This is a genomic window from Sulfitobacter sp. IGS-18, assembly GCF_059628195.1.
The window spans coordinates 146,310-162,490 of sequence record NZ_CM184556.1; the positions used below are offsets into that span (position 1 = coordinate 146,310).

At 60.2% G+C, this 16,181-nt stretch carries 13 protein-coding genes; 7 read left to right on the top strand and 6 right to left on the bottom strand.

Going from position 1 to position 16,181, the window contains the following annotated elements; all coding sequences use genetic code 11:
- Nucleotides 1–9: 9 nt before the first annotated feature.
- Entirely contained in the window at nt 10–957 is a 948-nt protein-coding gene (locus tag ACWNZ3_RS00665) for a glycosyltransferase (RefSeq protein ID WP_496900850.1), read from the bottom strand.
- A gap of 121 nt (nt 958–1,078) precedes the next feature.
- Between ACWNZ3_RS00665 and ACWNZ3_RS00670 the strand changes: the two genes are divergently transcribed.
- Nucleotides 1,079–2,368 carry a glycosyltransferase gene (locus tag ACWNZ3_RS00670; RefSeq protein ID WP_496900851.1) on the top strand — a complete coding sequence of 430 codons (1,290 nt, stop codon included), beginning with the start codon at nt 1,079–1,081 and terminating at the stop codon, nt 2,366–2,368.
- On the top strand, nt 2,365–3,588 hold the full coding sequence (locus ACWNZ3_RS00675) for a glycosyltransferase (protein WP_496900852.1): 1,224 nt from the start codon (nt 2,365–2,367) through the stop codon (nt 3,586–3,588). Before ACWNZ3_RS00670 ends, ACWNZ3_RS00675 begins: the two co-directional genes overlap by 4 nt.
- Here ACWNZ3_RS00675 and ACWNZ3_RS00680 read toward each other — a convergent pair.
- Complete coding sequence (locus tag ACWNZ3_RS00680; protein WP_496900853.1) at nt 3,578–6,298, bottom strand: calcium-binding protein; 2,721 nt, start codon at nt 6,296–6,298, stop codon at nt 3,578–3,580. The genes ACWNZ3_RS00675 and ACWNZ3_RS00680 overlap by 11 nt on opposite strands.
- 320 nt (nt 6,299–6,618) lie before the next feature.
- Between ACWNZ3_RS00680 and ACWNZ3_RS00685 the strand changes: the two genes are divergently transcribed.
- The 5 genes from ACWNZ3_RS00685 to rfbA all read left to right on the top strand — a co-directional run bounded on the left by ACWNZ3_RS00685 (nt 6,619) and on the right by rfbA (nt 11,117).
- Entirely contained in the window at nt 6,619–7,656 is a 1,038-nt protein-coding gene (locus ACWNZ3_RS00685) for a DUF2793 domain-containing protein (RefSeq protein ID WP_496900854.1), read from the top strand.
- 143 nt (nt 7,657–7,799) lie between these two features.
- Entirely contained in the window at nt 7,800–8,336 is a 537-nt protein-coding gene (gene rfbC / locus ACWNZ3_RS00690; protein WP_496900855.1) for a dTDP-4-dehydrorhamnose 3,5-epimerase, read from the top strand.
- Nucleotides 8,333–9,373 (top strand): dTDP-glucose 4,6-dehydratase, encoded by a 1,041-nt coding sequence (gene rfbB / locus ACWNZ3_RS00695; protein ID WP_274573436.1) that lies wholly within the window; start codon nt 8,333–8,335, stop codon nt 9,371–9,373. Before rfbC ends, rfbB begins: the two co-directional genes overlap by 4 nt.
- A gap of 23 nt (nt 9,374–9,396) precedes the next feature.
- Nucleotides 9,397–10,248 (top strand): dTDP-4-dehydrorhamnose reductase, encoded by an 852-nt coding sequence (gene rfbD / locus ACWNZ3_RS00700; protein ID WP_496900857.1) that lies wholly within the window; start codon nt 9,397–9,399, stop codon nt 10,246–10,248.
- The gene (gene rfbA / locus ACWNZ3_RS00705; protein ID WP_269363095.1) at nt 10,245–11,117 is read left to right on the top strand and encodes a glucose-1-phosphate thymidylyltransferase RfbA; all 873 of its coding nucleotides are present in this window, start codon (nt 10,245–10,247) and stop codon (nt 11,115–11,117) included. The genes rfbD and rfbA overlap by 4 nt, the downstream gene beginning before the upstream one ends.
- 130 nt (nt 11,118–11,247) lie before the next feature.
- Here rfbA and ACWNZ3_RS00710 read toward each other — a convergent pair whose 3' ends face one another.
- From ACWNZ3_RS00710 to gmd, 4 genes are all read right to left on the bottom strand, one after another.
- Nucleotides 11,248–12,687: a mannose-1-phosphate guanylyltransferase/mannose-6-phosphate isomerase gene (locus ACWNZ3_RS00710; protein WP_496900858.1), complete on the bottom strand. Its 1,440-nt coding sequence runs from the start codon at nt 12,685–12,687 to the stop codon at nt 11,248–11,250.
- A gap of 200 nt (nt 12,688–12,887) precedes the next feature.
- The gene (locus tag ACWNZ3_RS00715; RefSeq protein ID WP_269363092.1) at nt 12,888–14,054 is read right to left on the bottom strand and encodes a DegT/DnrJ/EryC1/StrS family aminotransferase; all 1,167 of its coding nucleotides are present in this window, start codon (nt 14,052–14,054) and stop codon (nt 12,888–12,890) included.
- Nucleotides 14,051–14,980: a GDP-L-fucose synthase family protein gene (locus ACWNZ3_RS00720; RefSeq protein WP_496900859.1), complete on the bottom strand. Its 930-nt coding sequence runs from the start codon at nt 14,978–14,980 to the stop codon at nt 14,051–14,053. The genes ACWNZ3_RS00715 and ACWNZ3_RS00720 overlap by 4 nt, the downstream gene beginning before the upstream one ends.
- Before the next feature lie 3 nt (nt 14,981–14,983).
- Entirely contained in the window at nt 14,984–16,102 is a 1,119-nt protein-coding gene (gene gmd / locus ACWNZ3_RS00725) for a GDP-mannose 4,6-dehydratase (RefSeq protein WP_496900860.1), read from the bottom strand.
- Nucleotides 16,103–16,181: the final 79 nt, after the last annotated feature.

Here is a 16,181-nt window from a genome sequence, read left to right on the forward strand (position 1 = left end):
GGCAATGGGTCAGATCCGGCCAAGTGTTGCGGCCCCCCAAAATCCGATGTTGCCTAGAACAGTTTGCCGGAAGGGCCCGATGCGGCGCAAACCCGTCAGCCGGGGCATGAACGGCGCGCCGCGCGCAGTAGAGAATTCATCGAGGATTTTCCGGTTCTCCTCTGTCAGCAAGCTGCGCGCCTGATCCAGCGCGAGGATATTGCTTTGCAGCCGGTCAGAGAAGGCACCGCGCAAAACGGCGAGTTTGCGTTTGGCCTGTTGTGCCAGGCTGTGGCCTGCACCGATCACGTTGGCTTCATGCTGCCGGTACAGCAGGCAGGGAGGCCCGTTGTCAAAGATGACCTGGCCCCCGGCGCCGGTGATCAGAAGGTAGAGCCACCAGTCATGGGCAAAAACGCGGTCCGTCAGCTGCGCAGCCTCGCGGGCAAGGCGCGCTGCAGCGGGATTGAGCAGGATCGCATTTCCCGAAGCAACGTTTTCGATCAGGGCATTGCGAAAACAACATGACCTTTCAATCAGGGGCGAGGGATGCCGCTGATCCGTTTCGGGCCGCCAATACCATCTGCGCGCGGCATAAAGCGTCGGAATCTCGCCGCTGTCCTGCAATGCTGCCATCCCGCGCGCCAATTTGTCCGGCATCCAGATGTCATCCTGATCGGCAAATCCGACATGGTTCGCATCGTCGGGAAGATCGCGTATCAACTGCATGAAATTGGCGGAAAACCCCAGTTCAGGGCCTGCTTTGACAACCACCTGTCCAGGGTGTTTGGCGGCAAAGGTCTTCAGAACCGATGGCGTATCGTCGGTCGAGCCATCGTCGCTGAAGATCACGTGCCAATGGGGGTAGCTCTGTTCGGAGATGCTGCCGAGTTGTTCAGGCAGGAAGGCGGCACCGTTGTGGACACCCATCAACAGGGTCACATCCTTGGAAGGCAGGAGGTTATCGGGGGGCGTCATGTGGTATGTCCGTCCATTCCAGGGCCACGAATGGTGTAGATATTCGGGCTGAACTAGACTATCCGTGCCGCGGCGGAAAGCTCAAGGGAACACTTTTGTGGCAAGACTTTTCAGACTGAATTTGATTCGACGTTTTATTTCCAGCTATCGCGAAGAAGGACCAGGAGAAGCATTTCGCAAGGCCCGTACCTATACCGGGATGAAGCTGCGCAAACTGGGCGCGGGCACCATTGGCCAGACGGCGCAGGGGGTTGCGCGATCTGACGACCAATACCTGCATGGCATTTGGCAGGACCTTGCCCGCAAAGAGGCTTTTCATATCATGACGGCCCCCGCCGTTTTGCAGAAACGTCGCCAGATTGCGATGATCGGTGACCTGAACCTGCCGCAGTGCCGAAAGTACCGGGTGGAGCAGTTGGCAGCCTTCTGGCAGGGGCGTGGGGTTGATTTCGAGTATTCGCATTACCAGGATGTTCCGCGCTCGGCGCGCATCATGCAGAATGCAACACATCTGATGGAATATCGCCTGCAGACCATGCCGGTGACTGAAATGTTCCGGTATGAGGCACGGCGGTTGCGGCTGCCGGTGCTGTATGATCTGGATGATCCGCTTTTCTCTGTCTCTGCTTATGAAACCTACCGCAACATGGAATCCGTCGGCGACAAACTGAAGGCGCATTTCCTTTCGGAAGCGCCAAAGTACCTTGGCATGATGAATGGTGCGGATATCCTGCAGGTGTCGACGCCTGGCATGGTGGAACATACCGGGCTTTACACATCCAGACCTGTCTACCTGCGCCGGAACTTCGCCGATCAGGAAACACTGGATGCCGGGCGTCTGGCAATGGCGACCCGCCCCGAAGACGACGGCATTTTCCGCGTGGCCTTTGCGAGCGGTTCACAGGGTCACGAGATTGATCTGGCGGAAATCCTGGAACCGCTGGCAGCGTTCATCCTGGATGACCCCAACCGCCGCCTGATGCTGATCGGTCATTTCAAGCCTGAACACCTGCCAGAGGGGCTGATCAAACAGGTAGAGACGACGAAATTCGGGACCTATGCGCTTTATCTCGAAGCGCTTGCGCGGGCGAATTGCGCGGTGATGCCGCTGTGCGACGATATCTTCAACCGGTGCAAGTCTGCTGTCCGGGTGCTGGATGCCTCTGCGGTGGCCGTGCCTTCGCTGGTTGGAACGGTTGGAGATTTGGCCGCTGTGGTGAAACATGACCAAACGGGTTTTGTTTGTGCCCAACCCGCTGACTGGATCGACGCATTGGAGGCGCTGGCGGCCGATCCCGCGTTGCAGCGCAAGTTGGGACAGGCGGCGCGGGAAGAGCTGGAAACACGCTGGCACGGGTCAGACGGTGCGCATATCATTTCGCCTGAAATCCTGAAGTGGGTCGAGGCATGAGCGCACCCCATATTCTGGTCGCGAATGTCTTTTTTGCGCCGTTCTCCTATGGGGGCGCGACCGTGGTGGCAGAACAGGTCGCCCATGCTCTGGTCGACAACCATGGTTACCGGGTGACCGCCGTTTCCATGTGCTGCCGCTATGACCTGGCACCCTACGTTGTGGTCAAGTCAGAGCAGAACGGCATCACCAACTACCTGATCAACGTGCCGGCCAGCCGCAGTTATGGTGAACTTTACGATAACCCGAATGTCACGTCCCGACTGGCTGAGCTGATCGCGACATTGCAGCCGGATCTGGTGCATGCGCATTGCATTCAGGATATGGGCACCGGCATCCTGACCGCTGCGGCAACGCATGATGTGCCGGTTATTCTGAGCATCCACGACTTCTGGTGGATCTGTGACCGTCAGTTCATGATCAAGGTGGATCAGCAATACTGCGGGCAAAGCCCTGTCCGGATTGAACAATGCAAAGGCTGTGTCGACAACTTCTGGGCGGCAAAGATGCGGTTTGACCACGTCCGGCAGATCGCTCAGAAAGCGGCGCGCATCACCTATCCCAGCAACTTCGCTCTGGATCTGTGCGAGGCTTCCGGTCTGGCACCTGGCAGCGGGGTGGTTTGGGAAAACGGGGTGCATCACGCCAAACAGGACTTTTTCCAGCGTCAGGCTAAGCGGCGGGAAAAGGACAGCCGGTTGAGTTTCGGGTTTGTCGGCGGGCCATCGCAGATCAAGGGTTGGCCATTGATCAAACGGGCGTTTTCCGAAGTCGATACCGAGGATTTCCGCGTGGTTCTTGTGGACGGGTCGCTGGATGGCACCTGGTGGAAGGACCATACCTTCGACGACCTGCCCGGCGACTGGGAAGTGCACTCGAGATTCTCGCAAGAGAAGATGGACGATTTCTATGCTGAGATCGACGTGCTGCTGTTCATGTCACAGTGGAAAGAGACCTTTGGCCTGGCCATTCGCGAAGCGCTGGCCCGTGGCATTGCCGTGATCCAGACGGACAGTGGCGGAACAACGGAACATGGTGCGATTTCCCCAGACAAGCTGATCCCGATCGGCGCACCGGCAAGCCAGTTGAAAACGCAGGTGAAAGAGGCGATCGATGGACATCCGCGTGCGCAGACAGTGCATTCAGTCGCCAGTTTTGACGATCAGGCGCGGGAATTCGACGCCATCATCAGGGATGTTCTGGCCAACGTCAAAAGATGAAGTCGCTTGCATCCAGGTCCCCGAGGTCGGTCTGCATCAGACGGATGGAGCTGCTGCTTCCGGTTTCGATGATCACGTCCCAACCGGCCTGACGGGCGTTTCCCAGCACATCTGCGAAGGCTGCGAACCGGGACAGCTGCGAAAAGTCGATCAGTTCCAACGGGTTTGTCGCATCGAAATCGGCGATGGTGTCATGGCCATGGTTCGCGGCAAAGACAAAGGTATCGGCATTGAAACTGCCCACCAGCATGTCGTTGCCTGCCCCGCCGATCAAAGTGTCAAAACCCGCGTCTCCATAAATCGTGTCGTTCCCGGTGCCGCCATCGATGATGTCATTGCCGGTTCCGCCAAAAAAACGGTCGCCGCCTTCACCGCCCCAAAGGGTGTCGTTTCCCGCCTGGCCGAAGTGGCCATCACCGCTGTCACCGCCTGAAATCATATCGTTGCCGGTGCCACCGAACAGGCGGTCGAATCCCGGACCACCCAGAAGTGTGTCGTTCCCGGCTTCTCCGTAGAGGTTGTCAGCCTGATGGCCGCCGTCCAGAACATCGTCGCCGTCACCGCCGTTCAGCAGGTCGAAACCCGCGTTTCCGAAAAGGGTGTCGTTGCCTGCCTCGCCAAAGATGCCGTCGACGCTCAGACCATAGTTGATCCCGGCGCTGATCCAGTCGTCGCCATCCCCGCCATAGACCCGGTCAGGCGTGGCGCCGGACCAGATGGTGTCATTGCCGGCCCCGCCGTAAATCCGGTCGTATCCGGAACCGCCGAGGATGAGATCATTTCCATTCCCGCCATAGATCGAATCCGCGCCATCGCCGCCGGACAGTGAATCCGCGCCGTCGCCGCCGGTAAGGGTGTCGAACCCGTTTCCACCCAGCAGCAGGTCATCGTCGCCGCCGCCATGGATCAGGTCGTTGCCGCCACCACCGCTGACCCGGTCATCGCCGGCGCCGGATTCGATGGTGTCGTTGCCTGCGTTTCCAAAGACGCCATCCGCATTTCCCGTCGTCCGGATCATGTCCGGCGTATTTGAGGCATTCAGGTCTCCCGGGCGGCGCGTCAGGGTCAGGTTTGGTGCATTGACCCAGGCGGGGTGTGTCGGCGCTTCGCCGGGCATTTGTGTCACGGAAGGGCTTGTCGGCGGGTTTGGTTCAGGATCCGTCGGTGTCGGTGTCGGTGTCGGTGTCGGTGTCGGTGTCGGTGTCGGTGTCGGTGTCGGTGTCGGTGTCGGTGTCGGTGTCGGTGTCGGTGTCGGTGTCGGATTGGGTGCCGGGCCATCGTCGTAGGCATCTGGATCGGTCTCGATCCTGCCGCCGGTGATCAGGTTGAGATGGTTGAAATCCCTTGCGTTCAATGACCCGCCATTGGCGGAGCGCACCTCGATCACCTCATTGCCAAGGATGAATTCCGCGCCCCAGTTGCGCTGCTGTATCCGCAAGCCGCCGATGCCCGCCAGTTGTCCGAAGGCCGACAGGTCGATCTGATCGTATTCGATCTGAAAGTCTCGGATGATATCGCGCGCGCCGTCCTGCGACAGGATGAACAGATCCGCGCCTGCACCGCCGGTCAGGGTATCCTGCCCGGCACCGTCCATGATGATGTCGTTACCTGCACCGGCGGCGATGTTGTCCGCGCCGCCTTGCCCGGCAAGAATGTCGTCGCGCGCTGTGCCAGAGAGCGCACCACCCGAGGCCTGCGCCGACAGGCTGGAACCGAGGTTCGGCAAGTCCACGCTGAACTCTGACAGATAGGGTGCGGCTTGGGTTGAGACCCAGATCCGCAAACCATGCGGTGTGGCCATGGCTTCAACCGCTGTGATCCCGTTCAGCGGGGCCTGTGCTGTTCCCTCCATGGTCTGGACATGCTGCAGGCGGCCACCGGGCAGCATCGCAAAAAGGCTGAGCCCGGCGTCGGTCCCTGCTGCGAGGATGTAATCCTGCCCGCTGATGGTGACACTGGTCACATGGCTGGCACCGGCGAACCTGGTGTCCAGCCCGTCCAGGATGTGATCCACGGGGTGCAGCCCGTTCGAGGTGACTTCAAGCACCGTCAGCGAATTGCTGCCCGAGCTGGCGACAACGACGAATACACCGCCATCGAGCGTATGCGACACAGCCATCGCGCCGGGCCGATCGACCCAAAGCCCGTCACTGGCGTCCACATCCGTGACATGCCGCATGACGCCGCTTGCGTCTTGCCGGAACATGCTGATTGTATCCTCGGCCCCGTAGCTGACAAAGCCGTAGGTCTGCCCGTTGTGAACTGTCGTGACGATGTCCGTGGCACGGGCATTGTCCATGGCATTGCCCTGGTTGATATCTGACACGTTCAGCGTGCTGCCCGCGCCGAATGAAAGATTGACCAATCCGCCGCCGCGCAGGGCGGCCAGCCCGCTGTTGCCGTCGCCTGTCAGCTCCATCTCCGAGAAATGGCCAAGGTTCTGGCCATTTGCCGAGACATTGACCGCACCGTCGAATGCTGCCCCGTGACCGTCGGAATCCAGGCGCAGACCGTTGAGCGTGGCGCTGTTCAGCCCGGCCATGAACAATTGGGGGCCGTTGGCGGTTTCCCGCAGGACAAGATCGGTTGATTCGAGCGTGAGATAGCGTTCGGCCAGCGCATAGGCCCCGTCCTGCCGTGTGGCTCCTGCTGCCCCGCCGATATCAAAGGCTGTTACCCAGCCGCCACCCCGGGTGACGGCATAAAGCATCGTACCCCCTGCAGTTTGAACCAACTGCAGATCGTTGATCCCGACCAATGCCCCTTGTTGTGATGCGATCAGAGGATTTTCCACAGAAAAGACTGCACGTACCATGCCACCAGCTCCCAATTACCCGGTGCCATTCCTGGCAGTTGAACGTGGGCGGGGCTGGGAGCGAATGTGGCCATACCGGGGCCGATAAGGCGCATTTTAAAGGTTATCTGTTGCGTAAAATTTGGGTCAAACGTTCGCTGCATGGCGGCTTGTTTACCTTCATTTGCCAATCCTCACGGCGACCGCAATGGAAAGACCCCGTAAAGGATATTTGGATGCCAGAGACTTCCCCGGCCCTCGCCCTGCCCTATCTGCAACCTGCGCAGGCGCAAAAGCATGTCACCCACAATGAAGCGCTGCGCATCCTGGATGCGGTGACGCAACTCTCGGTGCTGAACGCAGAACTGGGCACGCCCCCGGCGCTTCCGGCTGATGGGGATCGCTATATCGTCGCTGCTCCCGGCGCTGATGCCTGGGCGGGTCAGGACCACAACATCGCATTGTGGGTGGACGAAAGCTGGCAGTTCTTTGAGCCCGGCACAGGCTGGCGTGCCGATATCGCAGGCTCGGGCGAGACGTTGCGTTTCGACGGTACGACATGGGTGGCACCTGCCGCACCCGAGATCGATATGCAGAACCTGCCCCTTGTCGGGGTGAATGCCACGGCAGACACGACAAACCGTCTGAGCGTTGCAGCTGACGCAACCTTGCTCTCTCACGCGGGTGGGGATCACCAGGTCAAGATCAACAAGTCGGCCTCCAGCGACACCGCCAGCCTGCTGTTCCAGACCGGATTTTCCGGGCGCGCCGAAATCGGGACCTCGGGGGATGATGATTTTGCCATCAAGGTAAGCGCGGACGGCACGACATTCCTGCGGGCCATCCAGGTCGACCGAACCACCGGCTCTGTGATCATTGGCGAAGGGGTGGGCACCCAGACACTTTCGGTCATGGCCGAGGATGCACCCAGCGTGCGGGTGCATAACACGGGCGGAATCGGAGGCGCATCATTCATCATGTTGGATGAGCCGTCGGGCGGGAACTGGAAGTTCAAGATCACCGGCGCCGGCGATTTCAAGCTGCGCGACGAAGCAAATTCAGAGGATGTTCTGAAGATCGACAAAGCGACGATGGTAACCAGCCATTTCGGCCCTGTGCAATTGTGCAGCTATTCCGTTGCGACCCTGCCCAGTGCCGCAGCGGCGGGTGCAGGTGCCCAGGTTTTTGTCACCGACGAGACGGGCGGCGCTGTTCCGGCCTTCTCGGATGGCACCGACTGGCGGCGGGTCACGGACCGAACTGTCGTTTCATAGGCGGTAATCCCCGGCATTGTCCGAAACTTCGGCAGTGCCGCCACTCGCGCCGTGACATTCTCAGGCCTGCTTGCTAAAGGCAGAGCGATTGAGAATGACGGAGCAATTTCGTGGACTTTATTACTCGGACCAAACTCCCCGGCGTGGTCTTGCTGAATCCACCGCGATTTGGTGACAATCGTGGCTTCTTTTCCGAAAGCTGGAATCGCAAAAAGCTTGCTGATCAGGGCATTGACCTTGATTTCGTCCAGGACAACCATTCGGTTTCTGCTGCTGTCAATACGGTGCGCGGGCTGCATTTTCAGTCCCCGCCGCATGCGCAGGACAAGCTGGTGCGATGCGGTCGTGGGGCACTCTTTGACGTGGCCGTCGATATCCGCAAGGGGAGCCCGACATTCGGCCAGTGGGTCGGATACGAACTGACGGCCGAGAACGGGTTGCAGCTTTTGATCCCGGCGGGGTTCCTGCATGGCTTTGCGACCAGGGCACCGGATACGGAAATCATCTACAAGTGCAGCGATTATTACGCGCCTGAATGTGACGGCGCCGTGCGTTTTGATGATCCTGACATCGGGATCGACTGGGGGTTGAGTGGTGATGCCGTCCTGTCCGAGAAGGATGGCAAGGCCCCGCTGCTCGCCGATTTTGAAACCCCGTTCCAATTTGAAGGTGCAGCATGAAGATCATGGTAACGGGTGGTGCCGGCTTCATCGGCTCCGCTGTCGTGCGTCTTGCCGTGGCGCGTGGTCATGACGTCGTCAATCTGGATGCATTGACCTATGCGGGATGTCTCGAAAACCTCGACAGCGTCAAGGACAGCCCGCTTTACGCGTTTGAGCAGGTCGATATCCGCGACCGTGCGGCACTGGACGCGGCCTTTTCAAAACATGCGCCCGATGCGGTGATGCATCTGGCTGCAGAAAGCCATGTGGACCGGTCCATCGACGGACCCGGCGATTTTGTCGAGACCAACATCACCGGCACCTACAACATGCTTGAGGCTGCCCGTGCCTATTGGGTGACGGCGGGAAAGCCTGAGGGGTTCCGGTTCCACCACATCTCCACCGACGAGGTCTTCGGGTCGCTGGGTGAAACAGGCATGTTCACCGAGGATACGCCATATGATCCGCGGTCGCCCTATTCGGCCTCCAAAGCGTCGAGTGACCACCTGGTGCGGGCGTGGCACGAAACCTATGGGTTGCCGGTTGTCCTGACGAACTGCTCGAACAACTACGGGCCGTTTCATTTTCCTGAAAAACTGATCCCGGTGATCATTCTGAACGCTTTGGCGGGCAAGCCGCTGCCGGTCTACGGGCAGGGGATCAACGTGCGCGACTGGCTTTTTGTCGAAGATCATGCTGACGCTCTCTTGCTTGTGCTGGAAAAAGGCGTTCTGGGTCGAAGCTATAACATCGGGGGCGAGAACGAGGCCCGCAACATTGATATCGTCAGGAAAATCTGCGGTATCCTGGATGAGAAACGGCCAAAGGACACCAGGTACGAAGAGCAGATTGCCTTTGTCGAGGATCGTGCGGGGCATGATCTGCGCTATGCAATTGACCCGACACGCATCAGGACCGAACTGGGCTGGCGGCCTTCCGTCACGCTGGACGAGGGGCTGGAGCGGACAGTGCAATGGTATCTCGATAACGAGGACTGGTGGCGCGCGTTGCAGGCACGCGCGGGTGTCGGTGAACGGCTGGGCGTCAAAGCCTGAAGCAACCATCGGAAGGAAGCCATATGACCATTCTTGTTTTTGGTGAAACCGGTCAGGTCGCGCGGGAGCTGGCCCTGCTGGACGGGATGAAATGCGTGGGGCGGGCAGGTGCCGATCTTGCTTCTCCGGAGGCCTGCGCGGCGCTTATCAAGGCGGAACGCCCCGGTGCCGTGATCAATGCGGCGGCCTTTACCGCCGTGGACAAGGCCGAGAGTGACGAGGCACTGGCAACTGTTATCAACGCCGACAGCCCCGGTGCCATGGCGCGGGCCTGTGCCGACCTGGGGATTCCCCTTGTCCATATCTCGACCGATTATGTGTTCGAGGGGGGCGGGACCCGGCCCTGGACAGCTGACGATCAGACCGGCCCGCTGAGCGCCTATGGCCGGTCGAAATGTGCCGGCGAGGAAGCGGTGCGGGCGGCAGGCGGCACCCATGCAATTCTGCGCACCTCCTGGGTTGTTTCGGCGCATGGAAACAACTTTGTTAAGACCATGTTGCGGCTTGGTGCCGAACGTGATGTCCTGACCATCGTGGCGGACCAGATTGGCGGACCAACTGGCGCGCGGGAAATCGCCGCTGCCTGCCATTCCATCGCCGGACAACTGGCAGCCGATCCCGAAAAGACCGGGACCTATCATTTTTCAGGGGCCCCCGACTGCAGTTGGGCAGATTTCGCGCGGGCGATCTTTGACAAGGCCGGGGTGTCCTGCGAGGTCAGGGATATCCCATCATCAGATTATCCGACCCCGGCGGTTCGGCCGTTGAATTCGCGCATGGATTGTTCCGAGACGGAGCGCCGTTTTGGCATTTCACGGCCCGACTGGCAGGCCACACTCACGCTTATTTTAAAAGACATTGGAGCATCCGGATGACACAGCGCAAAGGTATTATTCTGGCCGGCGGTTCGGGCACGCGCCTGTACCCGATCACGATGGGCGTCAGCAAGCAACTGCTGCCGATCTATGACAAGCCGATGATCTATTATCCTATTTCTGTCCTGATGCTGGCCGGTATTCGCGAGATCGCGATGATCACGACGCCGCAGGATCAGGATCAGTTCAAGCGGACGCTCGGCGACGGCAGCCAGTGGGGCATTTCGCTGACCTATATCACCCAGCCCAGCCCGGACGGGCTGGCGCAGGCCTATATCCTCGCCGAAGATTTCCTGGACGGCGCGCCTTCGGCGATGGTTCTGGGGGACAACATCTTTTTCGGTCACGGGTTGCCCGAACTGCTGGCAGACGCGGATGCGCAGGAAAGCGGCGGGACGGTATTCGGCTACCATGTGTCCGATCCCGAACGCTATGGGGTGGTGGGATTCAACAAGGATGGCGTGGCGCAATCCATTATCGAAAAGCCGGAGAAGCCCGCCTCCAATTACGCGGTGACGGGGCTTTATTTCCTGGACGCCGACGCGCCAAAGCTGGCCCGGCAGGTCAAGCCGTCAGAGCGTGGCGAGCTGGAAATCACCACCCTGCTTGAGATGTATCTGGCCAAGGGCGCGCTGCGGGTGAACCGCATGGGGCGCGGTTATGCCTGGCTTGATACCGGCACCCACGCGAGCCTGCTGGATGCGGGTAATTTCGTGCGGACGCTGACCACCCGGCAGGGTCTGCAGACCGGTTGCCTGGAAGAAATCGCGCATGATCTGGGCTGGATCGACGATGCACAGTTGACGGAACGGGCTGAGCTTTTCCGCAAGAACGGCTATGGTGCCTATCTGGCCTCCATGCTGAAATAACGCAGGCCTGCGGTACCGCCCTGGTTGTCGGCCTGCACATGAAGACACGTCATTTTAGACATGTCTTCATTTGAACTCTGGGTTTCAGATAAACGGCCGCTGAGCGGTAAGCCGCAAGTCCGGGGGAGAGCTACCCCTTTGCGCCCTGGCCGCGCGCATAGACGTCTTCATAGCGCACGATGTCGTCTTCACCCAGATAGCTTCCGGTTTGCACCTCGATCAGCTCCATCGGCACCTTGCCGGGGTTTTCCATCCTGTGAACGGCGCCAAGCGGGATGTAGACGGATTCGTTTTCACAGACCAATTGCACCTTGTCGTCGATGGTCACCTTTGCCGTTCCGGCGACCACGATCCAATGTTCCGACCGGTGCACATGGCTTTGCAGGCTCAGCGCGGCGCCGGGGGTCACCACGATACGCTTGACCTGGAACCGCCCGCCCAGGATCAGGGTTTCGAAAAAGCCCCAGGGGCGGTGATCCCTGGGAAAGGTATCGGCCTGGGGAATGTCGCGCCTGCGCATTTCCTTGACCACATTGCCAACCTCGGCCACACGGTCCCGGTGGGCGATCAGCACAGCATCCGGCATGGCCACCGCAACGATCCCGTCCAGCCCGAGCCCGACGATCTGTTGCCCTTCGTTTTCAGACCGCAAAAGGCTGTCCTTGCAATCAATCGCCAATGCAGTGCCCTGCAAAGCGACACCATTTGCATCCGTTTGTGCATGTTGATGCACCGCCGTCCAACCACCAAGATCGGACCAGTCGCCGTGATGTTCGATCACGCTCAGGTTGTTCACCTTTTCCATGATCGCGAAATCGACGGAAATGTCTTCGCATTGTGCCCAGGCCTCTGGATCCAGGCGCAGGAATCCCAGGTCGGGTCTGGCGGCGTCGACAGCGGCTTGCACATGTTTCAGCATCTCGGGCGCATGGGCCGCATAGGCATCCACCAGGGTTCTGGCGGTGTACATGAAAATGCCCGCGTTCCACAGATACCCGTCGGCCTCCAGCATCCGCTCGGCCTCTGCCAGCTTGGGTTTCTCGACAAAGCGTTTCAGCGGCACCGCGGTCGCCCTGTCCCCTTCACCCAGTTCGAGGTAGCCATAGCCTGTCTCCGGGCGGTCCGGTGTGATCCCGAAGGTCACGATCTGCCCCGCCAGGGCCGCCGCCACGCCGGATTGCACGCTTTCGCGAAACTTTTCCGCCTGCGTGATATAATGGTCAGAAGGGGCGGCGAGCATCAGGGCCTCGGGGTCCGACTGCGTCTGCACGAGGGCAGCCGCCAGCAGCGCGGGCGCCGTGTTGCGTGCCTGCGGTTCGATCAGCACAGCGCCGGGATCAAGGCCCGCATCGGCCAGCTGCTGTGTCGCGATAAAACGGAAATCCGAATTGGTCACGATCATCGGCGCGGCATAGCCCGGCCCCGACAACCGCTTGGTCGACTGCTGGTACAGGCTGCCCTCACCGATCAGGGCGATGAACTGCTTGGGGAAACTCTTGCGGGACACGGGCCAAAGCCGCGTTCCCGAGCCTCCGCAAAGGATAACCGGGGTGATCTCCTGTGCTGTCATCACATTGTCCTCGTCGTTGTTCCGGGCGACCTTAACCCTCCCAAAGCGGCGGGAATATGGCGCGGGGAGCGGCCTGTGGAATTTGTTGCCAACTGCGGTTTTCAGACTCTGGACTGTTTACGCATCAGAAACAATCGGGGGATGCGGTTGACGATCAACAATCAGCAGGCCCGCGTTTTCAGTGCCCCGGGGACTTGATCCTAGAGCCTGGCCAATTCCCTGATCGCCTCGGGCAGGGGGTAGTGGTGGTTGCCGACGAAGAGCCCATTGGCGTCGATGTAATCGGCATTCGCCAGTACCCCGTGAATTTCGTGGTCGATGTGTTGCATGACCTCGTTCTTGGCAAAGTTTCCGGCCACGATGGGACGGCACTCAAAGCCCTTTTCCCCCAATTCGCGGACCAGTTGCGCTCGTGTTCCGGCGTGTTCTTCCCGCAGGACCAGCGAAAAGCCGAACCAGCTTGATTTGCCGATCTCGCGCTGGATCATGAAGCGCGGATGCCCTTCAAGCGCTTCCTGCAGCAGCGCGCCATTGGCCTGCCGGCCTTCGACCAGCCCCGGCAGCTTCCTGATCTGCTCCCGCCCCAGCGCGCCGGACATCTCCAGCGGTCGCAGGTTGTACCCCGGCAGGACAAAGCGAAAGCTCTCTTCAAAAGGATCGTCTGATTTTTCACCCGTGACGTGGTTGAACTTGGGCAGGTTCCGGGTCCAGCCATGGGCCCGCAGGGACAGCATGACGTGATACAACTCCTCGTCATCGGTCACGACCATGCCGCCTTCCATGGTCGAGATGTGGTGCGAGAAGAAGGACGAATAGCTGCCCATCACGCCGAAGGTGCCTGCCTGCTTGCCGTCAAAGGTAGCACCCATGGATTCGCAATTGTCCTCGATCATCACGATGCCGCGCGGTTCTGTCAGGGCTTTGAGCCGGGCAAAGTCATTGGGGTTGCCCAGCAGGTTCACCACCATCAGCGCGCGCGTCTTGTCGGTGATCGCGGCCTCCAGCGCATCAAGGTCGTAGTTCAGCGTTTCGCGGTCGATGTCCACGAACTTCAGCCGCAGGCCGTATTGCGACAGGGGATAATAGGTGGTGGACCAGCTGACCGCAGGCACGATCACCTCGTCCCCCCGGCTCAGTTTCAGCGCGGCGTTCCTGGTGTAGAACAGCGCCGCTGTCATCAGCAGGTTCGCGGAAGACCCTGAATTGACCATGACCGCGAATTTCGAGCCGAAGAGATCGGCGAATTCTTCCTCATAGGCGCGGACTTCCGGCCCCATGGAGAACATGTCGGATTTGATCACCCGGTCGATGGCGGCATATTCCGCGTCGTCCCAGGAGGACGTGGCAAGGGGGTAGGTAAAGCTCATGACGCATGGTGCTCCAGGTAATGGCGGTAGGTCTTGGCGATCCCGTCGCGCAATGTGGTCGGGGCCTGCCAGCCCCAGGCGGTCTGCCGGTCGGTGGCGCAGAGTTTCTGTTTCATGCCGACAGGGCGGGACAGGTCGTGGGTGAATGTCCCCTGCCAGCCGATCACCCCGGCGACGGTTGCGTAATAATCGTTGATCGAATGATCATGACCCAGCCCGATGTTCATGGCACCGGGAAGGCTGGCCGCATCCTGCACCGCTTTCCAGACGGCATCGGCCAGATCTCCCGCATACATGAATTCGCGCCGCGCGGTGCCGTCGCCCCAGATTTCCACCGTATCGGCCCCGGAATGTTTTGCCGCGTGAACCTTGTGGATGATCGCCGGCAGCAGGTGCGAGGCTTTGGGGTCGAACTTGTCATATGGCCCATAGAGGTTGCAGGGGATCAGCGTCTTATACTGCGCTTCGGGGTCTTCAGCGCGGATATAGTCGCAGAGTTTCATCGCCATGATCTTGGCAATGGCATAGCCTTCGTTCGTGGGTTCCAGCGGACCGGTGAGGATGCTTTCCTCCCGCAGGGGGTTCTGCCCCTCTGCGGGATACATGCAGGTCGAGGCGAGGTTGATCAGCCGTGACACCCCGGCGGCACGCGCGCCCATGATGACATTGCGCCCGATGGCGATGTTCTGTTCCAGGAATGCCACCGGATGCGCCATATTCGCCTGGATGCCGCCGACGCGCCCGGCGGCATGGACGATCACGTCGGGCTGCTGTGCGGCGATGTAATCGGCGGTCTGGCGGGCATCCGTCAGATCCACCTCGGCAGAGCCGGGGGCCAGCACCTGCCAACCGGACGCGGCCGCATGTTCGCGGATGTTGCGGCCCACCATGCCACCGCCACCGGTGAGAAAGAGCTTGCCCGCCACCGCTCAGTCCTCGCGCGACATCTGCGGATCATAGCCGTGATCCTTCAGCACCCGTTCGCGCTGGGCGTTGCGCAGGTCGTTTGCGACCATTTCGGCACACATCTCCTGCGCGGTGATCTGGGGCACCCAGCCCAGCTTGGCCTTGGCCTTGGAGGGATCACCCAGCAGCGTTTCCACCTCTGCCGGGCGGAAATAGCGCGGATCGATGCGGAAAATCACATCCCCCTCGCGCAGTGCCGGGGCCTTGTCGCCGGTGATTTTGTCGACAATGCCGATCTCCTCCACGCCGCTGCCTTCGAACCGCAGGGTCAGGCCCAGTTCGGCCGCTGACCATTCGATGAACTGGCGCACGGAATACTGGACGCCGGTGGCGATCACATAGTCCTCTGGCGTGTCCTGCTGCAACATCATCCACTGCATGCGCACATAGTCCCTGGCATGCCCCCAGTCGCGCAGTGCGTCGATGTTGCCCATGTAGAGGCAGGGTTCCAGCCCCTGTGCGATGTTCGACAGGCCGCGTGTGATCTTGCGGGTGACAAAGGTCTCGCCCCGGCGCGGGCTTTCGTGATTGAACAGGATGCCGTTGCAGGCATACATCCCATAGGCCTCGCGGTAATTCACCGTGATCCAATAGGCGTACATCTTGGCCACGGCATAGGGGCTGCGGGGGTGAAACGGTGTTGTTTCGGTCTGCGGGGTCTCCTGGACGAGGCCATAAAGCTCCGACGTCGACGCCTGATAGAACCGCGTCTTCTGATCCATCTTGAGGAACCGGATCGCCTCCAGCAGGCGCAGCGCTCCGGTGGCATCTACATCAGCGGTATATTCCGGAGCTTCAAAGCTGACTGCAACATGGCTTTGTGCGCCAAGATTGTAGACCTCATCGGGCTGCACCTCGGCCAGGATGCGGGTCAGGTTGGAGGTATCGGTCAGATCGCCGTAATGCAGGTGAAAATTGCGGTTCCGCTCGTGCGGGTCCTGAAAGATGTGGTCGATCCGCTGGGTATTGAACAGGGATGCGCGGCGCTTGATCCCGTGCACTTCATAGCCTTTTTCCAGCAGGAGTTCGGCCAGGTAAGAGCCGTCCTGCCCTGTGACGCCGGTGATGAGTGCTTTTTTCATGTGACTTTCCTGCCGTAACTTTCTGTCCTTCTATGTCATCAGATGGCATAGGCCAATACGCTCGGCATTGACGATGCCT